This is a genomic window from Pseudonocardia sp. MH-G8 (assembly GCF_002262885.1).
In the GTDB taxonomy this organism is placed as follows: domain Bacteria; phylum Actinomycetota; class Actinomycetes; order Mycobacteriales; family Pseudonocardiaceae; genus Pseudonocardia.
Genome location: NZ_NKYF01000004.1, coordinates 167,300 through 187,041, shown reverse-complemented (window position 1 = coordinate 187,041; position 19,742 = coordinate 167,300). Strand labels below are relative to the sequence as shown.

16 protein-coding genes are annotated in these 19,742 nt (G+C 74.0%); 8 read left to right on the top strand and 8 right to left on the bottom strand.

What is annotated here, in order from left to right:
- The first annotated feature begins 195 nt into the window (after positions 1-195).
- Positions 196-1,161: a Fe2+-enterobactin ABC transporter substrate-binding protein gene (gene fepB, locus CFP66_RS12990; protein WP_094923407.1), complete on the top strand. Its 966-nt coding sequence runs from the start codon at positions 196-198 to the stop codon at positions 1,159-1,161.
- 56 nt (positions 1,162-1,217) lie between these two features.
- Here the strand turns inward: fepB and CFP66_RS12985 are convergent, their stop codons facing one another.
- Positions 1,218-1,763, bottom strand: coding sequence for a TetR/AcrR family transcriptional regulator (locus tag CFP66_RS12985; protein ID WP_158228083.1), 546 nt, complete (start codon positions 1,761-1,763; stop codon positions 1,218-1,220).
- Between the two features lie 58 nt (positions 1,764-1,821).
- Here CFP66_RS12985 and CFP66_RS12980 point away from each other — a divergent pair, with 58 nt between their 5' ends.
- Positions 1,822-2,646 carry a S9 family peptidase gene (locus CFP66_RS12980; RefSeq protein ID WP_094923404.1) on the top strand — a complete coding sequence of 275 codons (825 nt, stop codon included), beginning with the start codon at positions 1,822-1,824 and terminating at the stop codon, positions 2,644-2,646.
- A gap of 10 nt (positions 2,647-2,656) precedes the next feature.
- On the opposite strand, the gene CFP66_RS12975 is transcribed toward CFP66_RS12980, so the two are convergent.
- Together CFP66_RS12975 and CFP66_RS12970 are read right to left on the bottom strand one after the other, a co-directional pair.
- Positions 2,657-4,084 (bottom strand): MFS transporter, encoded by a 1,428-nt coding sequence (locus CFP66_RS12975; protein ID WP_094923402.1) that lies wholly within the window; start codon positions 4,082-4,084, stop codon positions 2,657-2,659.
- A gap of 86 nt (positions 4,085-4,170) precedes the next feature.
- On the bottom strand, positions 4,171-4,617 hold the full coding sequence (locus tag CFP66_RS12970; RefSeq protein ID WP_094923401.1) for an Rrf2 family transcriptional regulator: 447 nt from the start codon (positions 4,615-4,617) through the stop codon (positions 4,171-4,173).
- A gap of 116 nt (positions 4,618-4,733) precedes the next feature.
- Between CFP66_RS12970 and glgP the strand changes: the two genes are divergently transcribed.
- Positions 4,734-7,310 carry an alpha-glucan family phosphorylase gene (gene glgP / locus CFP66_RS12965; protein ID WP_094923879.1) on the top strand — a complete coding sequence of 859 codons (2,577 nt, stop codon included), beginning with the start codon at positions 4,734-4,736 and terminating at the stop codon, positions 7,308-7,310.
- On the opposite strand, the gene CFP66_RS12960 is transcribed toward glgP, so the two are convergent.
- The 3 genes from CFP66_RS12960 to CFP66_RS12950 are packed head-to-tail and all read right to left on the bottom strand — an operon-like array spanning position 7,275 to position 11,898.
- On the bottom strand, positions 7,275-7,919 hold the full coding sequence (locus CFP66_RS12960; RefSeq protein WP_094923399.1) for a TetR/AcrR family transcriptional regulator: 645 nt from the start codon (positions 7,917-7,919) through the stop codon (positions 7,275-7,277). The genes glgP and CFP66_RS12960 overlap by 36 nt on opposite strands.
- Entirely contained in the window at positions 7,916-10,441 is a 2,526-nt protein-coding gene (locus tag CFP66_RS12955) for a PEP/pyruvate-binding domain-containing protein (protein ID WP_094923398.1), read from the bottom strand. The genes CFP66_RS12960 and CFP66_RS12955 overlap by 4 nt, the downstream gene beginning before the upstream one ends.
- Positions 10,441-11,898 (bottom strand): MFS transporter, encoded by a 1,458-nt coding sequence (locus CFP66_RS12950; RefSeq protein WP_233159383.1) that lies wholly within the window; start codon positions 11,896-11,898, stop codon positions 10,441-10,443. Before CFP66_RS12950 ends, CFP66_RS12955 begins: the two co-directional genes overlap by 1 nt.
- A gap of 808 nt (positions 11,899-12,706) precedes the next feature.
- Between CFP66_RS12950 and CFP66_RS12945 the strand changes: the two genes are divergently transcribed.
- Positions 12,707-12,910, top strand: a complete 204-nt coding sequence (locus CFP66_RS12945; RefSeq protein WP_094923396.1) for a zinc ribbon domain-containing protein — start codon at positions 12,707-12,709, stop codon at positions 12,908-12,910.
- A gap of 1,182 nt (positions 12,911-14,092) precedes the next feature.
- Here CFP66_RS12945 and glgX read toward each other — a convergent pair.
- Positions 14,093-16,144 carry a glycogen debranching protein GlgX gene (gene glgX, locus CFP66_RS12940; protein WP_094923394.1) on the bottom strand — a complete coding sequence of 684 codons (2,052 nt, stop codon included), beginning with the start codon at positions 16,142-16,144 and terminating at the stop codon, positions 14,093-14,095.
- A gap of 38 nt (positions 16,145-16,182) precedes the next feature.
- On the opposite strand from glgX, the gene CFP66_RS12935 reads away from it, so the two are divergent.
- Entirely contained in the window at positions 16,183-16,947 is a 765-nt protein-coding gene (locus tag CFP66_RS12935; protein ID WP_094923393.1) for an ABC transporter ATP-binding protein, read from the top strand.
- Between the two features lie 31 nt (positions 16,948-16,978).
- On the opposite strand, the gene CFP66_RS12930 is transcribed toward CFP66_RS12935, so the two are convergent.
- Entirely contained in the window at positions 16,979-17,632 is a 654-nt protein-coding gene (locus tag CFP66_RS12930; RefSeq protein WP_233159382.1) for a helix-turn-helix domain-containing protein, read from the bottom strand.
- A gap of 56 nt (positions 17,633-17,688) precedes the next feature.
- On the opposite strand from CFP66_RS12930, the gene CFP66_RS12925 reads away from it, so the two are divergent.
- The 3 genes from CFP66_RS12925 to CFP66_RS12915 are packed head-to-tail and all read left to right on the top strand — an operon-like array spanning position 17,689 to position 19,648.
- Complete coding sequence (locus CFP66_RS12925) at positions 17,689-18,192, top strand: pyridoxamine 5'-phosphate oxidase family protein (RefSeq protein WP_094923390.1); 504 nt, start codon at positions 17,689-17,691, stop codon at positions 18,190-18,192.
- A complete protein-coding gene (locus tag CFP66_RS12920; RefSeq protein ID WP_094923388.1) occupies positions 18,189-18,872 on the top strand; it encodes an alpha/beta fold hydrolase in 684 nt (227 codons plus the stop codon). Before CFP66_RS12925 ends, CFP66_RS12920 begins: the two co-directional genes overlap by 4 nt.
- Positions 18,869-19,648, top strand: a complete 780-nt coding sequence (locus CFP66_RS12915; protein ID WP_094923387.1) for an enoyl-CoA hydratase/isomerase family protein — start codon at positions 18,869-18,871, stop codon at positions 19,646-19,648. Before CFP66_RS12920 ends, CFP66_RS12915 begins: the two co-directional genes overlap by 4 nt.
- The last annotated feature ends 94 nt before the right edge of the window (positions 19,649-19,742 follow it).

The window sequence follows — 19,742 nt, the reverse complement described above, 5'->3', positions numbered from 1 at the left end:
CCGAGGTCCAGCTGATCGCCCTTCGAAGGGTGATCGGGTCGATCTGAGATCGATCACCGACCCATGATCCGTCCGAGATCGACCTCAACGCCCTGCCGGGGTGGCCGGGCACGGCGCCGCGTCGTCGGTCGGCTCGGGGCGACGTCACAGCGGCGCACATTGACATCAGGCTAGGCATGCCTAACCATCCTGGCAATGCACGGAAGATCTGCTGCGCGCCTGGTTGCGCTGGTCGTCGGGGCGCTCCTGCTGACGGCGTGCGGGGGCGGACAGGCCGCCGAGGGGGCCGCGCCGGCCCCGGCCACTCGCACCGTCACCCACGCCATGGGCGAGACCGAGGTCCCGGAGACGGTGCAGCGGGTCGTGTCGGCGAGCGTCACGATGACCGGTCCGCTGCTCGGGCTCGACGCGCCCGTGGTCGCCTCGGCCACCGCCCGGCCCGGCGGCGTCGCCGACGAGAACGGCTTCTTCCTGCAGTGGGCGCCGGCCGCCGTGGAGCGCGGGGTGGTGTCGCTGGGCGGGCCGCAGGCGCCGATCGAGGCCATCGCCGAGCAGCGGCCCGATGTGATCGTCGGCAGCGCCGTCGGCCTGGACGCCGTGGACGGCGAGGTCTACTCCCGCCTCTCGCGGATCGCCCCGACGATCGTCCTCGACCACAGCACCGCCTCGTGGGGGGAGCTCGCCACCGAGCTGGGCGCGGCGCTGGGCCACGAGCAGCAGGCCGCCGCGGCAGAGGCCGAGTTCGACGCCCGCGCGGCGGAGCTGCAGCTCGACACCACCCACCCCGCCGCGGCCCTGACCGTCACGTCGGAGGGGCTGAACGTGTTCACCGCCGAGTCCGCGCAGGGCAAGCTCCTCCAGTCGCTCGGGATGACGCTCGCCGACGTCGGCGCGGGCGCGGGCGCCGGCGCGGGCGGCGGGGACCGTCGCGACGTCGTGCGGCTCGCCCACGAGAACGTCGGGCAGCTCGGAGACGCCTCGCTCTACGTCGTCAACGCCGAGGAGCCCGACATCGCCGAGTACCGCGGCGCCCACCCGGTGCTGGCCGGGCTGCCGGCGTTCGCGGAGGGGCGCGTCGTGCCACTGGGCCCGGAGTCGTTCCGGCTCGACCGCTTCGCCGCGATGTCGGTGCTGGACCGGATAGCCGCCGCTCGGTCCTGACACCGCACACGGTGCGGGCGGTGTGCGCCGTCCCCACCCGCTGTGCGCGGTGGCGCCTATCCGACGATGCCGGTCAGCAGCCAGTCCAAGCCGCGTTCGAAGGTTCCCCGCAGCTCAATGCCGGGAAGGGGGCGCTCGCCGTCGAAGGCGGCGAAGCCGATCGCGTAGACGATCAGCACGCGTAGCGCCTCGCGTGCGGCGGCGCCGGTGACGCCGGCCGCCGCCAGGTTCTCCAGCGCCACCGCGCCCAGGTGCTGCGCGTTCGGGCCGCGGGCGCCCTGACGGGCGAGGAAGGCCGGCACCAGCTGCGGGTGGCGCAGCAGCACCTCGTGGGTGGAGCTCATCATCCTGTGCAGCGCCGCGACGGGGTCGCTGCCGGCCCGGGGCGCCTCGACCTGGGCGAGCACCCGGTCCAGCACGCCGTCCACCAGCTCGGTCTTGTCGGCCACGTGGCTGTAGAGCGCGTTGGGCGCGACGCCGAGGCGCTGCGCGACCGCGCGCATGGTGACCGCCCCGCGCTCGGTGAGCAGGCCGGTGGCGGCGTCGAGGACGAGGTCGCGGCTCAGCCCGGCGCGCTCGCCGGGTCCCCGGGTCGGAGGCACTTGCCAACTGTACAGCGTCCAGTTAAATTGGACGGCGTACAGTTCAGAGGAGGAAGCCATGACAGCGAGCACCGCGATCACCGGCACCGCGGCGGGAGTCCCGTTCCTGGCCGTGCCCCCCGCGGGAGGACGGGCGGACGCGCCAGTCGTCGTCGCGTGGCACCTGATGGACGCGCCGTGCACGGAGGCCGCCTTCGCGGCGGCGCTCCCGCTCGCCGGGCTGGACGCCTGGCGGATCTACCTCGGCCTGCCGCTGTGCGGGTCGCGGCTGCCCGCGGGCGGCTTCGACGAGCTCATGCGGCTGGGCTACGAGGACGCCGTGCTGAACCTGCAGGGGCCGATCAGCGCGCAGGCGGCGGCGGAGTCCGCGCCTGCGGTGGCCGAGCTGCGCGACCGGCTCGGACTGGGGGACGGACCCGTCGGGCTCCTCGGCGGCTCGCTGGGTGCCGCGGTGGCTCAGCAGGTCGTCGCCGATCGGCAGCTGGACGTCGCAGCGTCCGTGCTGGTCAGCCCGCTGGTGCAGCTGCGGCCCGCGGTCGAGGCGCTGGGGCGCGTGTTCGGCGTGGAGTACCCGTGGTCGGAATCGTCGCTCGAGGTCGCCAGGCGGATGGACTTCGTGGCGCGGGCCGACGAGGTCGCGGCGTGCCCCGCCACGCGGCTCGTTGTCGGCGCCGAGGACGACGAGGCGGGCTTCCGGGAGCCCGCCTCGCGCCTTCGGGACGCGCTCGAGCGCCGGTCGGTGGCCGCCGACCTCGTGGTGGTGCCGGGAATGGGCCACGCGCTCGCCGAGGAGCCGGGGATCGAGCCCGCTCCGCAGTTGCCGGCAGCTGCGGAGGTCGACCGGCTGGCCGCCGACTGGTTCACCCGGCACCTCGGGCGGTAGCGGCTCGAAATCACCGCAGGTCACCCGCGGGCACGGGCGCCGGGCGCATCCGGGAGGCGACGAGCAGGGCGATGGCGGCGATCACCGCCATGGCCAGGAAGGCGTCCGAGTGGGCAGTGCCCCCGTGACCGGTGAACAGGGGGTTGAGGGCGCCGCTCCCGCTCTGCAGCCGTGCGCTCACCACCACGCCGAACAGTGCCGGGCCCGCGCCGGCGCCGAGGAACTGGGCTCCTTGGAGCACCCCGATGCCGATGCCGACCTGGTCTGCCGGCAGTGCACCCGCCGCGGCACTGATGATCGGGGTCAGCACGAGGATGAACCCCGCGCTCAGCCCGAGGATCCCGATCGCCGTGGGGACCACCGACGTGTTGCCCGCGTAGGTCGAGAGGAGCAGGGCGAACAGCCCCATGGTCGCGACGCCCGCCAGTACCAGCGGTCTTGTGCCGACGCGGTCGGCGAGGCGGCCGATCAGCGGTGACAAGGCGGCGACGGCGAGCCCTGCCGGGATCATGACGAGGGCGCCGGCGCCCGGTGTGAGGCCGTGGACGTCGACGAGCAGCAGCGGCACGAACACGAGGGCGCCGAGGTTGACGGCCATGGCGAGGAAAGCCACGAGGACCGCAGTCCGGTAGACCCGGTTGGCGAACAGCGAGGGTGGGACGAACGGCTGGGCGACGCGGACGGTGCGTCGTCCGAAGAGTGCCAGCGCGACGACCGCCGTCACGAGGCTCCCCCACGACGAGGGTGCGGCGATGCCGGCGACCTGGGCCTGGGTGATGCCGTGGAGCAGTAGTCCGGTGCCGAGGCCCAACAGGACGCCGCCCGCGACGTCGAACCGGCCCGCGCCCGTCGGGCGCCCGTCGGGCAGCACCCGCCACGCGGCGGGGAGCAGGACGAGCGCGACCGCGAGCATGAGCCAGAACAGCGCGGGCCAGCCCAGCAGCTGGCCGACACCGCCGCCGATGGCGGGCCCGGCGGCGGTGCCGACGCCCGCGGCCGCGGAGAGGGCGCCGATGCTCGCGCCGCGGCGGTCGGCCGGCAGCAGCCGGGTGACGGCGACGATCGAGAGAACGGGTATCGCGGCTGCGCCCAGACCCATCACGATCCGGCCGAGCACGAGCACGGGCAGGCCTGCGGCGAGGGCGCAGATCATGCTTCCGGCGGCGTAGGTCAGCAGCGCGAACGCGAAGAGGTGTCGCAAGCCGATGCGGTCGCAGATGCGGCCGTAGAAGGGGATGCCGACCGAGAACGCCAGCAGGAAGCCGGTGACGACCCACGCGAGCTCCGCCTCGGAGGCCTCGAACCGTGCTCCGATCGACGGGAGCACGAGGGTGACCATGTCGCTGGCGACGACCGTGGCGAGCATCGCAGGCAGGAGCACGGCCAGCAGGGCCGGTGCCGATCTCGTGAGACCGCTCGTGGCCGTCGGGGGTGTCATCGGAGCTCTCCTTTTACTGCAACCGATATAGTTGCAGTTTGGGTATGGGTGGGCGGCGCAGGCGTGCAGCGCCTGTCGCGGTCCGACTAGCTGCCGGGGTGGGTCATGGCGCGCTCGCGCTCCACGGTCTCCCTGACCAGGTGGGCGATGGTCGTTCGGCCGAGACGCTCCTCGAGGGCGTGCTCCGCCTCCCGGAACTCGCGTTCGAGCACGGCCTGCATATGGCGCCCGACCTCGCACGCGTCGCTGGGTGGATGAGCGTGTCGCGACAGGACCGGGCCGGCCTCGACGGCGCGGTACGCGTCCAGGAGCGTGATCTCGCGGGGGGTTCGGGCGAGGGACCATCCGCCGCCGCGCCCCTCGGTGGCCCACACCAGGCCGGCGTCACGCAGGGATCCGAGGATGCGCCGGACGAGGACCGGGTTGCTCGCGAGGCTGTCGGCGATCTCCGCGGACGTCAGCGAGCCCTCGCCCTGGTGGGCGAGCTTCGTGAGCGCGTGGATCCCGACCGCGCTCCGGCTGCTGAGGCCCACTCGCCCTCCTCGTGGTCGCTCGAACTGCAACCAAGTTAGTGCTAGTTATGGAGGGCGTCAATCCCCGTGATCGGCACTGGACCGATCCCGGGATCCATTCATCTATGGTCTGCAAGGTGAAGGCACTCCGCAGGTTCACCGTCCGCGCCCAGCTGCCTGCCGCGCTGGCGCCGCTGCAGGAACTGGCCACCAACCTGCGGTGGACGTGGCACACCCCCACACAGGACCTCTTCGCGACGCTCGAGCCGGACGCCTGGGAGCGTTCGGGCCACGACCCGGTGCGGCTGCTCGGGGAGATCCCCACGGCGCGGCTGGCCGAGCTGGCCAAGGACGCCGACACGGTCGTCACCGTGCGGGAGCTGGCCGACGACCTCGAGGGCTACCTGCAGGAGCCGCGCTGGTACCAGGTGGAGCGCGAGCAGGACCCGTCGCTGCCGGCCGCCGTCGGCTACTTCTCCATGGAGTTCGGTGTCAGCGAGGTGCTGCCGAACTACTCCGGGGGCCTCGGCGTGCTCGCGGGCGACCACCTCAAGGCCGCCTCCGACCTCGGGGTGCCGCTGATCGGGGTCGGGCTGCTGTACCGGTCGGGGTACTTCCGCCAGTCGCTGTCGCTGGACGGCTGGCAGCTCGAGACCTACCCGGTGCTCGACCCGCAGGGCCTGCCGCTGCAGCTGCTCACGGGCGACGACGACGCACCGGTGCTCGTCGATGTGGCCATGCCGGGCGGGCGCACGCTGCGGGCCCGCGTCTGGCAGGCCGCCGCGGGGCGCGTGCCGCTGCTGCTGCTCGACTCCGACATCGAGGAGAACGAGCCCGACCTGCGCGGTGTCACCGACCGGCTCTACGGCGGCGACCAGGACCACCGCATCAAGCAGGAGATCCTCGTCGGCATCGGCGGGGTGCGGGCGGTGCGCGCGTTCTGCGCGGTCACCGGGCACCCGGCGCCCGAGGTCTTCCACACGAACGAGGGCCACGCCGGCTACCTCGGCCTCGAACGCATCCGCGAGCTGCACGAGCGCGACGGGCTCTCGTTCGACGAGGCCGTGGCCGCGGTCCGCGCCGGCACCGTGTTCACCACGCACACACCGGTGCCCGCGGGCATCGACCGGTTCCCGCTGGACCTCGTGCGCCACTACTTCGCCGGGTCGAGCGACAGCGAGGCGCGCATCGAGACAGGCCAGCTGCTCCCCGGCGTGCCGATGGACCGCGTGCTCGGGCTCGGCGCCGAGGAGAACCCGAACATGTTCAACATGGCGCACATGGGCCTGCGGCTGGCCCAGCGCGCCAACGGCGTCTCCCGGCTGCACGGCGCGGTGTCGCGCGGCATGTTCGGCGGGCTGTGGGAGGGCTTCGATGCCGACGAGGTGCCGATCGGCTCGGTCACCAACGGGGTGCACGGCGCCACGTGGGAGGCCCGCGAGGTCACGGCGCTGCTCGGCGACGCCGGACCGGTCGCGAACCACACGCCCCGCGAGCCCGTCTCCGACGAGATGCTGTGGGAGCTGCGCGGGACGCTGCGTGCGCGGCTGGTGTCGGAGGTGCGCCGCCGCGTGCGCGCGGCCTGGCTGCAGCGCGGCGCGTCCACCCCGGAGCTGTCGTGGACCGACCACGTCTTCGACCCCGAGATCCTCACCGTCGGCTTCGCGCGCCGCGTGCCCACCTACAAGCGGCTGACGCTCATGCTGCGCGACAAGGACCGGCTCCGCGACCTGTTGCTGGACCCGCACCGCCCGGTGCAGCTCGTGGTCGCGGGCAAGAGCCACCCGGCCGACGACGGCGGCAAGGCGTTGATCCAGGAGATCGTCCGGTTCGCCGACGACGCGGGCGTGCGCCACCGCATCGTCTTCCTGCCCGACTACGACATGTCGATGGCCCGCTACCTGTACTGGGGCTGCGACGTGTGGCTCAACAACCCGCTGCGGCCGCTGGAGGCCTGCGGGACGTCCGGGATGAAGTCGGCGCTGAACGGCGGGCTGAACCTGTCGATCCGCGACGGCTGGTGGGACGAGTTCTACGACGGCGCCAACGGCTGGGCGATCCCCACCGCCGACGGCATCGTCGACCCGGTCCGCCGCGACGACCTCGAGGCCAACGCCCTCTACGAGCTGCTCGCCACCCAGGTGGCGCCTGCGTTCTACGAGCGGGTCGACGGCGTGCCGCCGCGCTGGGTGGAGCTGGTGCGCCACACGCTCACGACGCTGCGTCCGCAGGTGCAGGCCACGCGGATGGTGCGCGAGTACGTCGAGGACTGGTACGCGCCCGCGGCACGCGCGGCCACGCGGATCGCGGGCGAGGACTACGGCCCGGCCCGCGAACTGGCGGCGTACCGCACGCGGCTCAACGCGTCCTGGCCGCAGGTGCAGGTCACCGGCGTCGACGCGTCCGGGCTGCCCGACACCCCCGAGGTGGGGGCGCCGATGACGGTGCGCGCGTCGGTGCAGCTCGCCGGGCTCGACCCGCGCGACGTCACGGTCGAGGCCGTGGTCGGGCGCGTCGGGGAGACCGACGACCTGACCGACGCGGTGACGGCGGCGATGGAGCACGTCGGTGAGGTCGACGGGATGGGCGAGCGCTTCGAGACCGTCGTCAAGCTGCCGAACGCCGGCCTGACCGGCTACACCGTGCGGGTGCTGCCCGCCCACCCGCTCCTGGCGTCGTCAGCCGAGCTCGCGAAGATCGTCCTCGCCGGCTGACCGGGGCCGCAGGAGCGGGAGCACCACCTCGTCCACGATCTCGACGATGGTCGCGTCGGGGATCGTGCCGTTGACGAGGAAGTGGTAGCGCAGCATTGCGTGCCCGGCCTCCATCTGGCGCGGGGTGGTGGCGGCGGCGTCGAGCTCGCCCCGTTCCCCCGCCCGGCGCACCAGTTCCTCGACGAGCCGCTGGCTGCTGCCGCGGGCGTAGTCGCGGATCTGCATCGCGCGGCCCTCGTCGCGCAGGGCGTCGCTCAGCAGGCCCCGCAGGCCCTGGCCGGCCGCTCCCGCCAGCTGGCGGGCCACGATGCGGAACATCGCGAGCAGGTCGCCGCGCAGCGTGCCGGTGTCCGGAGGGGCCTGCATGTCGGGCAGGGCGTGGTAGACGGCGTCCATCACCAGCTCCGTCTTGCCCGGCCACCGGCGGTACAGCGAGGCCTTGCTGGCCCCTGCGCGCTCGGCCACCCGCTCCACCGACAGCTGCGCGTAGCCGACCTCGCCGAGCTCGGCCAGCACGGCCTCGAGGATCGCGGTGTGCAGCACGGCGCCGCGGCGCCGCGGCCGTGTGCGGTGGTCGGCCGCCGGGTCCGGCCCGGCTGTCGCGGTCACGGCACCAGGGTGCCCGACGCCGCGGCGCCCGTTCGCACTCGACCGGTGTCGCCGTCCACGGTCACCACCTGGCCGTCCACGAGCGTGGCCGTGCCGGTGGCGGAGCCCATCACCGCGGGGATCCCGTACTCGCGCGCGACGATCGCGGCGTGCGAGCCGAGCCCCCCGGTGTCCACGACGACGGCGGCCGCGCGCTGGAACAGTGGGGTCCACGCGGGGTTCGTGTAGGCGCACACGAGCACGTCGCCGCTGCGCAGCAGGCCGAATTCGGCGGCCTCGCGGATCACCCGCACCGGCCCGGTGGCCTGCCCGCCGCTCGCGGGTGTGCCGGTCACGAGGGCGTCGCCGACGTCCGGCCGGTGCCCGAACAGGACCGCCGGGGCGATCAGCGGCACCCCGGCGAGCTCGGCGCGGCGGGCCGACCGGCTGCGCACCGCGGCCCGCAGGCGCTCGGCCTCGGCCGGCACGACCGTGGCCGCGTCGTCGAGCGACTCCAGCTCCTCGAGGCGCAGGTGCAGCACGTCGTCGGACGCGCTCAGCACGCCCGTGGCGGTCAGCCTGCGCCCCATCTCGAGCACCGCGCGTCGCAGCACGGGAAGCGCGCGGGTGCCGTGGAAGTGGGTGTCCTCGCGCAGGGCGATGCCGGCGCGGACGTCCACCAGCAGCCGGCGGACGCGGGGGCCGGAACCGGTGAGGCGCACCAGCGGGTGGGCCAGCAGCCGCTGCTCGGCGCGCGCGGCCCGCTCGTCCTCGGATGCCGGCCGGGCGTCCTCGACGAGGACCTTGACCATGCCCAGGACCGTGGCCGGAGCCTCGCCCCACGTCGGCGCCGACATCAGCAGCGCGCTGGCGGTCTCGCGGTGGCCGTACTCCTCCAGGAACGCGGCCAGCGCGGCGCGGAACCGCGCGAAGGCCGGGTCCTCGTCGACCCGCTCCGCGAGCGCCTGCGGTTCGAGTGCGAAGGCGGTGCGCAGCCTCCCGTCCTCGCGCACCTGCGCGGCGAGCTGCGCGAGGGCCCGGTTCGCGTCCTCGGTGCGGCTGCGCGTGCCCAGCGTCAGGCCGGTGAGGTCGGTGCGGCGCAGCAGCACCTTCAGCACCCGCAGTCGCAGCAGGTCGATCCCGACGCGGGGCAGGTAGTCCACGCGGAGGTCGGTGACCAGATCCGTGGCCTCGTGCGCGCGGTGGGGCAACCCGCGCAGCTCCGGCCAGCTCAGCTCGCGGACCTCGAGTGCGCTGAGCTCCCGGATCGCGCGGTCGAAGCGCGTGAACCGGGGGTCGCGCGTCCAGCCGGCCGCGCGGAAGCGGCGGATCCTCGGGAGGTTGCGCGCAGGCGCGCTCAGCACCTTCGCGGTCGGGTGCGGCTGCGGCGGGACGAAGCGGTCCACGACGCCGTCGCGCTCGGGGAGCACGTCGGCGAAGTCGAAGCGCAACCCGGCGATCTCCGCCATCATCCGTTTGACCATGCGCCCGATCCCGGGCGTGATCCAGCCGCTCACGTCCATCGGGTAGGGGCGCACCGGCATCATCTCGACGAACTGCGGGCCGGTGAAGCGCTGGATGCGCGACAGTCGGATCGGCGGCGGCGGTAGTGCCGTCATCGGCCGCGCCTGCACCAGCGACACGCGCCCACCCGCGTAGGCCCACTCGATGTCCTGCGGGCGCCCGAAGTGGACGGCGACGGCGCGGCCCAGCGCTGCCAGCTCGGCCAGCACGGCGTCGGGCAGCTCGACGTGCTCCTCGCCGCTGCGGTGGGCGACCCCGCCCTCCGCCGTGCCGCGCACCACCACCTCACGCCGCCCCGGCTTCCGCTCCCTGACCGAGCCCGCGGCGTCGAGCACGTAGTGGTCGGGCGTCACGAGCCCGGAGACCACGGCCTCGCCCAGGCCGCTGCTGGCGTCGACGACGACCTCGTCGCGCGCGCCGGTCACGGGGTTCGCGGTGAAGAGCACCCCCGCGTACTCGGACACGACCATCTGCTGCACGACAACGGCGATCCGCACCCCGTCCTGGGCGATGTCGCGGCGGGCGCGGTAGGCAATGGCGCGTTCGGTCCACAGCGAGCCCCAGCAGCGGCGCACCGCGTCCAGCAGCGCGTCGGCGCCCACGACGTTCAGGTACGTGTCCTGCTGGCCCGCGAACGCGGCGCCGGGCAGGTCCTCCGCCGTGGCACTGGACCGCACGGCGACCGGGCCGCTCCCGAGCCCCGCGTAGGCCTCGAGGATCGACTCGCGCAGGGCGCCGGGGATCCCGACGGCGGCGAAGGCCTCCCGCAGCGCGGCGCCGTCTTCACCGGCGGCGGCCGGCTCCAGCCCGGCGTGCGCGACCACCGCCGCGTAGGCGTCGGTGCTGATCACCACCCCGTCCGGCACCGGGAACCCGGCGCGGACCAGCTCGCCGAGGTTCGCGCCCTTGCCGCCTGCGGACGCGAGGTCGTCGCGGCCGAGTTCGGTGAGCGGGAGGACGAACCGCGTGGTCGGCCCGCCGCGGTCGGTGGGGTCGGGTCGGGTGGTGGCGTGGGTCATCACGCGCTCCTTCCATCGGACGAGCCGGAGGCGTGCGCGGTGTCGCGCAGCGGCAGTGCGGGGAGTGCGAGTGCCAGCAGGAGTGCCAGCGCGAGCAGCGGAGCGGCGAACCCGAAGACGGGCGCGACGCTGGCGCCGAACGCCTCGCGCACAGCGGCGGGCAGCTGCGCGAGCTGTTGCGGGTCGAGCGCCGTGGCGATGTGCGGGTCCGTGCCCGGGGGCAGCGCGGCGGCGAAGCGGGACGTGATCAGGGCGCCGAACGCGGCCACCCCGGTGCTGGCCCCGATCTGGCGCAGGAAGGCCACCGCGGAGGTCGCGGCGCCGAGGTCCCGGTGCTCGGCGCCGTTCTGTGCCACCAGCACCATCACCTGCATCACCATCCCGACGCCGAGTCCGATCAGCAGGAGGGCCGCGAGCACCAGGGGCAGCGGTGCCGCCGCACCGACCGCGCCCAGCAGGGCCAGCCCCACCGCGGCCGTGGCCGTGCCCGCGACGGGGAACGCCTTGTAGCGGCCGGTGTGGGTGATCACGCGGCCCGACAGCGTGGTCGTCACGACGACGCCCGCCATCAGCGCCGTGACCACGAGGCCGCCCTGCGTGGCCGACGCGCCCCGCGCGACCTGCAGGAACGTCGGCAGGTAGCTGATCGTGGCGAAGAGGGCGAAGCCGATCAGCATGCTGATGGCCGTGGCGGTCGCGATGGCGCGGCTGCGGAACAACCGCAGGGGCAGCACCGGGTCGGCGGCGCGGCGGGCCGAGACCCACCATCCGCACGCGGCCGCCGTGGTGGCAGCAGCGACCCACCCGGGCGCGCCCACACCGCTGCTGAGCAGCACCACACCGGCCACCGTGGCCGACAGCAGCACCGCGCCCGCCACGTCGAGCGGCGGCCGCCGCGGTGGCGCGGGCAGGTGGAGCGTGCGCGCGACCACGACCAACGCGACCAGACCCAACGGCGGGTACAGCACGAAGATCCAGCGCCACGTCAGGAGGTCGACGGCGAGCCCGCCCAGCAACGGCCCGCCCACGGCCGCGACCACGTAGACCCCGCCGAGCAGCCCGAGGTAGCGCCCCCGCTCCCGCGGGCTCACGACCTCGCCGAGCACGGCCTGGGCCCCGATCATGAGCCCGCCGCCACCCGCGCCCTGCAGGACCCGCCAGGCGAGGAGCGCGGGCATCGACGTCGCCGTGGCGCAGAGGACGGCGCCCGCCACGAACACCCCGATCGCGGCGAGCAGCAAAGGCTTGCGCCCGAACCGGTCCCCGAGCTTGCCGTACAGCGGCATCACGACCGTGGCGGCGGCGAGGTACGCCGTCAGCACGGCCGGCATCAGGTCGAACCGCCCCAGATCGGCGGCCACGGCCGGCAGGGCGGGCGTCATCGCGGTCTGGTCGAGCGCGCCGAGCAGCATCGCGAGCATGACACCCGGCAGGACCCGCCGCGCTGCGCCGTCCACGACGACCCCCTCATAGTAAACGCTGCGTTCTCTAAGGAGAGTAGAGTTCGGCCCTGCGAAACGCAACGTTCACTACACGTCCATGCCCCCGCCGGTGCGCCCTACGCAAGTCGCGACGCACCCCACGCAAGTCGCGAGGTACCCCGCGCGAGTCGGGGCGCCTCCCGCGCGAGTCGCGACGCCCCCGCGCGAGTTGGGACGCCCCCGCGCGAGTTGGGACGTACGCCGCGCGAGTCGGGACGCACTGCGCGCGAGTCGCGACGCATGCCGCGCGAGTTGGGGCGCCCACCGGGCGAGTTGGGACGCCCACCGCGCGAGTCGGGGCGCCCCCGCTCGAGTCGGGACAAACCCGCGCGAGTCGGGATCCAGCCCGCGCGGCTTGGGGCGCAGCTCGCGAGAGCAGGGACGCAGCCGGCATGAGTCGCGATGGAGCCCGCGTGAGTTGGGGCGCAGCCGGCATGAGTCGGGACGGAGCCAGCGCGAGTTGGGGTCCAGCCTGCGCGACTTGGGGCGCAGCTAGCGCGAGCTGGGGCGCAGCCGGCGCGAGTCGGGACGGAGCCAGCGCGAGTTGGGGTCCAGCCCGTGTGAGTGGGTATTGGTTGTGCCTGTCGGAGGGGATTGCCTGAGGCGGGGCAGCGCGCGAGTCGAGGTGCGGGTGGTCCGGGTGTCGCGGGCTCGCGCCCAAGACCGGTGAATCGCTGGTGGCGTCATTGTGCTCGGGCGCGCGGGCCGAGGAGCGGGTGTGTACGACATCGCGCCGTGCGATGAAGGTCTGGGTGCCGGGCGCCGGGCAACGTAGGCTCAGCGGGTGCCCCGCTACGACTTCCGCTGCCGGGAGTGCGGCTCGACGTTCGAGGTCAGCCGCACGATGAACGCCGCATCCGACCCAGCTCGCTGCCCGGACGGGCACGACGACACCGTCAAGCTGCTGAGCACGGTCGCCGTGGGCGGCCGCGGCGCCGCGCCCGCGAGTGGCGGCGGCTGCTGTGGGGGCGGCTGCTGCGGCGGCTGACACCGGCGCGCAGGCCGTGATCGCCGGAAGTGGTGTGAGGACGACAGATCTGTCGCTGTGACACCACTCTTGGCGATCATCCCGGCGAGTCGGTGCGCGAGAAGTACACGAGCGCGGTCGCGAGGACCCTGACGTACGACTCAGGCTGATCGTGCCGCGAGAAGAACCTCCTGGGGTCCCGGGTGCAGCGGGACGAGCGGCCGTGCCGCGGTGATCCGTCCGAGGAGTACACCGGAGCGGTCCTCCCCACCAAGGCGTACGACTCGCAACCATCAGGAGGCATTGATCGATCTGTGCAGCACATGAGTGCCGATTCGCGAACCGTGGCGTGCGACTCGCAGCGATCAGCTGCGGCGATCGTGCCGATCGTGCACTCGACCGTGCTCATGCCGTCGTCCTCGTCGCGACGACAGCGCAGCGGCGGCAACAGGCCGGGACCGGGCACCACTTGCGGTGACCATGGCCGGGCGACATCGCACCTTCGCGCCCAGATCGATGCCGGCGCACCCACGCCCCGACTCGCGACGATCGGACCGACCCGCGCCGGGCGCCAGGCCTGGACTCGCGCGAGCGAGAGCCCATCTCGCGGGGTGGAGGGCCGGACTCGCGGGGGCGGAGGCCCGATCTCGCGGGGTGGAGGGCCGCGGTTCGCGGGAAGGGCGGCCCATCTCGCGGGGTGGAGGGCTCGACTCGCGGGTAGGGGGCCAATCTCGCGAGGCGAGCGCGCGGCTCGCGGGGAGGGCGGCCCATGTCGCGGGGGTGGGCTCGACTCGCGGGTAGGGGGCCAATCTCGCGGGGCGAGGGCGCGGCTCGCGGGGTGGAGGGCCCATTTCGTGGGGTGGAGGGCCGGACTCGCGGGGGCGGAGGCCCGATCTCGCGGGGCGGAGGCCCGATCTCGCGGGGTGGAGGGCCGCGGTTCGCGGGAAGGGCGGCCCATCTCGCGGGGTGGAGGCCCATCTTGCGGGGCGAAGGGTGCGGTTCGCGGGAGGGGGCCATCTCGCGGGGAGGGCGGCCCGTCTCGCGGGGTGAGGGGCCCGTCTCGCGGGGTGGAGGGCGCGACTCGCGGGGTGAGGGGCGCGTCTCGCGGGGTGGAGGGCGCGACTCGCGGGGTGGGGGGCCCGTCTCGCGGGGTGGAGGGCGCGACTCGCGGGGAGGGGAGGCGTGGCTCGTGGGGGAGGGCGGTCAGGGGGTGCGGAGCAGGAGTAGGGAGCGGGGCGGGAGGGTGATGGTCGTGCGGCTCGGGAGTGGGCGGCGGCTCACCGGTTCCCCGTCGGTGCGCGTGCTGTCCAGCTCCGGCGTGTACGGGCCGTCGGACGGGAGGGTGGCAGCCACCGCGTCCGATCCGGCGTGCAGCAGCATCAGCCACTCGCCGCGCTGCAGTCCGAGCGTGTGCAGGCGGCCGTCGTGCCAGTCGGCGCCGTCGAGCCTGCGGCCGGCGGGGTGCCACCAGAGCACGTCGCCGTCGCGGTAGAAGCGGTCGCGGTGCAGGGCCGGCGAGCTGCGCCGGATCTCGGTGACGCGGGCGGTGAACGCGGCGAGGGTGCCGTCGCGGTGCGTCCAGTCCACCCAGGAGGTCTCGTCGTCGAGGCAGTAGGCGTTGTTGTTGCCGCCCTGGGTGCGCCACAACTCGTCGCCGCCGAGCAGCATCGGCGTTCCGGTGGACAGCAGCAGGGTGGCGAGCACCGCGCGGGCCGTCGCGAGCCGGCGGGCGGCCCGCACGGGTGACGTGGTCTCGCCCTCCTCGCCGAAGTTCTGGGACCGGTTGTCGTCGGTGCCGTCGCGGTTGTCCTCGCCGTTGGCCTCGTTGTGCTTGTGCTCGTAGGAGAGCATGTCGCGCAGCGTGAAGCCGTCGTGCGCGGTGACGAAGTTGACCGATGCCCACGGTCGTCGCCCGGAGATCTTGTACAGGTCGGAGCTGCCGGTGAGCCGGGACGCGACCTCGCCGATGCTGCCGTGGCCGCGCCAGAAGTCGCGCACGGCATCGCGGTAGCGCCCGTTCCACTCCGACCACGCCACGCCGAACCCGCCGACCCGGTAGCCCTCGCCGGTGGCGTCCCACGGCTCGGCGATGAGCTTGACCCGCGACAGCACCGGGTCCACCGCGATGGCCGTGAGCAGCGGCGCGTGCGGGTCGAACGCGCCGGACCGCGGGCGGCCCAGCACGCTGGCGAGGTCGATCCGGAAGCCGTCGACGCCCATGACGGTGACCCAGTGCCGCATCGCGTCGCACACCATCCGGATGACGGTGGGCGAGCCGGCGTCGAGGGTGTTGCCGGTGCCGGTGATGTCGGCGTCGCGGCCGTCGCCACCGAGCGAGTAGTACGCGGGTGCGTCCAGCCCGCGGTAGGACAGCGTGGTGCCGCCGACGCCGCCCTCCGCCGTGTGGTTCGGGACGAAGTCGAGGATCACCTCGATGCCCGCGCCGTGCAGAGCCGCCACCATCGCCGCGAACTCCTCGACCTCGGCGCCCGGCATGCTCGCGTAGCCCGCGTGCGGGGCGAGGAAGCCCAGCGTGGCGTAGCCCCAGAAGTTCGTGCGGCCGCGCTCCAGCAGCGGGGGCTCGTCCGCGATCGCGGCCACCGGCAGGAGCTCGACGGCGGTGACACCGAGTCGGCGCAGGTGGGCGACGACGGCGGGGTGCGCGAGGCCGAGGTAGGTGCCGCGGTGCTCGGGCGGCACCTCGGGATGGCGCATCGTGTAGCCGCGGACGTGCACCTCCGCGACGACCGTCTCCGACCACGGCACGTCCGGTCGGGGGCCCGGGCTCACGGGGTCGGGGGCGGTGACCACGGAGAGCGGCACGTGCCCGAGCGAGTCGCGGGTGCACGGCGGGCCGGTCATCGGGTCGTCGGTCCAGCCGCGGGCGGCCTCCAGGTCGGTGATCCGGCCGGTGATCCGCCGGGCGTACGGGTCGACGAGGATCTTGGCCGGGTTGGCGCGCACACCGTCGCGAGGTCGGTACGCACCGTGCACGCGATAGCCGTAGCGCTGCCCGGGGCCCACTCCGTCGACGTAGCCGTGCCACACCCCGAAGGTGCGCTCCGTGAGCGCCACCCGTCGTTCGGACAGATCCCCGTCCGGACCGTCCACGAGGCACACCTCGACGGCGTCCGCGCTGGTGGACGCCACGGCGAAGCGGGCCCCGCCATCGTCGGCGTGGGCACCCAGCGGGAAGACAGGCACGATCGGCGAGGATAGGGCCCGTGGCAGCGCCCGGATCACACTCTGAGTCATTCCTCACCGCGGATGATCTTGCCGACACCGTCGTCCGCATGGACGGCGTCGCCGTGCGGCGTGGTGCGGCGACCCTCCTGCACGACGTCGACTGGACGGTGGAGCTCGACGAGCGATGGGTGGTCCTCGGCCCGAACGGTGCCGGGAAGACCACACTGCTGCGCCTGGCCGCAGCCGAGCTGCACCCCACCGTCGGTGCCGTGCACGTCCTCGGCGAGCGGCTGGGGCGGGTGGACGTCTTCGAGCTCCGGACCCGGGTCGGACTCACGTCCGCGGCGCTGGGGCTGCGGGTGCCGAACGAGGAGACGGTGCGCGACGTCGTCGTCAGCGCCGGGTACGGCGTGCTCGGCCGGTGGCGGGAGCGCTACGAGGCCGCCGACACCGACCGCGCCGACCATCTGCTCGCCGCGCTCGGCGTCCGCCAGCTCGCCGGGCGCGAGTTCGGCACGCTGTCGGAGGGGGAGCGCAAGCGCACCCTCATCGCCCGCGCCCTGATGACCGACCCCGAGCTGCTGTTGCTCGACGAGCCCGCCGCCGGGCTCGACCTGGGCGGGCGCGAGGACCTCGTCGGCCGGCTCACGGCGCTGGCCGCCGACGCGGAGGCGCCGGCGTCGGTGCTGGTCACCCACCACGTCGAGGAGATCCCGGTGGGCTACAGCCACGGGCTGCTGCTGCGCGAGGGCGGAGTGGTGGCCGCAGGCCTGCTGGACGACGTGCTGACCGACGAGAACCTGAGCGCCACCTTCGGCCTGCCGCTGTCGGTGCAGAAGCGCAGGGGCCGCTACACGGCCTGGCTGCGGTAGCACTCCTGACGCGGAGCACCCCTGACGCGGCTCAGGTGCCCACGGCGGCCGGGCGCGGGAAGCGGCGCAGGAAGCGGCCGGCCTTCTCCGCGTCACCGGCCACCTCGGCGTCGCCGGCCGCCACCGCCTCGGCCAGCGCGCGGCCTCCGAAGACCACCGCGCGCAGGCCCGCGGCGTCGGTGCGGACCTCCGCGTCCGCGTGCTCGGCCGTCCCGCGCACGAGCTCCAGCCGCCCGCCCGACACCGAGGCGGCGAACGCGTCGTCGCCCAGCCGCAGCGTGATCCGGACGTCCTCGGCCCCGTCGGCGTCGAACGTGGTGAGCAGGGCGAGGGCCAGGGCGTCGGCGGACAGGTCCGTGCGCGACGTCGTCGGCACGCGGCTGCCCCAACGCGCGAGCTCGATCACCACCGGTCGCAGTGCCGCGCCGCGCTCGGTGAGCTCGTAGACCTGCCCGCTGACCGGCGGTCCGAGCCGGCGGCGCTCCACGAGCCCGGCGCCGCCCAGCTCCCGCAGCCGCTGCGACAGGACGTTCTGGCTCATCCCGGGCAGGCCGCGGACCAGGTCGGAGAAGCGCTTCGGTCCGAACAGCAGCTCCCGGACGACGAGCAGCGTCCAGCGCTCGCCCACCAGGTCCAAGGCGCGAGCCACGCCGCAGGGGTCGTCGTAGTGCCGGGCTCCAGCCATAGATCCACGGTAGCAAATGCTTGCGTAACAGATGTAGTCGCTCCTAAATTAGGAGTATGACGACCGCAACGCTCCCACAGGGGCACCCCGACCTGATCACCACCGACACCGCGCGCCGCCTGCTCGCCTCCCGGGAGCTCGCCCGGCTCGCCTACACCGCGGCCGACGGCACCCCGCGCGTGTTCCCGATGCTCTTCCACTGGACGGGCGAGGAGATCGTCTTCGGGACGTTCGCCGGCGCCCGCAAGATCGAGGCGCTGCGGTCGCGGCCGGACGTCACGATCACCATCGACACCGCCTCGATGCCGCCCGAGGTGCTGCTGCTGCGCGGTCGCGCCGAGGTCACCGACATCGACGGGATCGTGCCCGAGTACGCGCAGGCCCAGCTCCGCTACCAGGGCGAGGAGGGCGGGCGCGCCGCCGTGGCCGAGTCGGATCGGCCCGGTGTCCGGATGGCCCGGATCGCGGTGCGCCCGACCTGGGTCGGTGTGCTGGACTTCACCTCGCGGTTCCCCGGCGGGGGCACCGCGGACCAGTTCGCGGAGCGGGGGCGGTCATGAGCACGTATGTACTGGTGCCCGGGGCCGGTGGGCAGGCGTGGTACTGGCACCGGGTCGTGCCGCTGCTGCGGGCCCGAGGCCACGAGGCGATCGCGGTGGACCTCCCGGCCGCCGACGAGCGCGCCGGGCTCGCCGAGTACACCGACGCGGTGGTCGCGGCGGTCGGTGCGCGTCGCGACGGCCTGGTGATCGTCGGTCAGTCACTGGCCGGGTTCACCGTGCCGCTCGTCGGCGAGCGCGTTCCGGTGGCGCAGTTGGTGTTGCTGAACGCGATGACACCGAAGCCGGGCGAGTCGGCCGGGGAATGGTGGGACGCCACCGGGCAGGAGGCGGCCCGGGCCGAGAAGGCGCGCCATGACGGCCGCGAGCCGGGCGACTTCGACCCGTTCGAGGACTTCCTCCACGACCTGCCCCCGGATGTGCTCGCCGAGGCGACGGCGGTGGGCGCTCCGGAGCAGTCGGGCACGCCGTTCGAGGCCCCGTGGCCGCTGGCGGCGTGGCCGGACATCCCGACGCGGTTCCTGCAGGGCCGCGACGACCGGTTCTTCCCGCTGGAGTTCCAGCGCAAGGTGGTGGCGCAGCGGCTGCCCGGTGTCGAGGTCGAGGAGCTGCCCGGGGGGCACTGCCTCGCGTTGAGCCGCCCGGTCGAGCTCGCCGAGGCGTTAGGGTCCGGGCCGTGACCGAATTCGTGACGCTCGAGGTCGACGGTGGGATCGGCACGATCCGGCTGGACCGCCCCCCGATGAACGCGTTCAACCGGCAGGTGCAGGAGGAGCTCAAGGCCTGTGCCGAGGAGGCCACGCGGCGCGCCGACGTGCGCGCTGTGATCGTCTTCGGCGGGGAGAAGGTGTTCGCGGCAGGTGCCGACATCAAGGAGATGACCGGCATGTCCTACGCGGACATGGCCACCACCGCCCGCCGGCTGTCGGCCTGCTTCGGGGCCCTGTCCGAGGTGCCCAAGCCGACGGTCGCCGCGATCACCGGTTACGCCCTCGGCGGCGGCATGGAGGTCGCGCTGGGTTGCGACCGGCGAATCTGCGGCGACAACGTGAAGCTCGGCCAGCCCGAGATCCTGCTCGGGATCATCCCCGGTGGGGGCGGTACGCAGCGGATGGCGCGGCTGATCGGCCCGTCCCGCGCGAAGGACCTGATCTACACCGGCCGGATGGTGAAGGCGCAGGAAGCGCTGGAGATCGGGCTGGTGGACGAGGTCGTCCCGGCCGACGAGGTCTACGCCGCCGCGCGCCGGTGGGCCGAGCAGTTCGTGAACGGGCCCGCGGTGGCCCTCGCCGCGGCCAAGAAGGCCATCGACGGCGGCCTCGACACCGACCTGCGCACCGGCCTGGACATCGAGGCGGAGCTGTTCGCGGCACTGTTCGCCACGGACGACCGGAAGATCGGGATGGAGTCGTTCGTGGCCAACGGCCCCGGCAAGGCGGAGTTCACCGGCCGCTGAGCCCGACCACCGGACTCCGCACACCGTCCAGTCACTTCGCACAAGGCGGGCCTTGTGCGAAGTGGAGGCTGGGTGTGCGAAGTCCGGGTAGCGG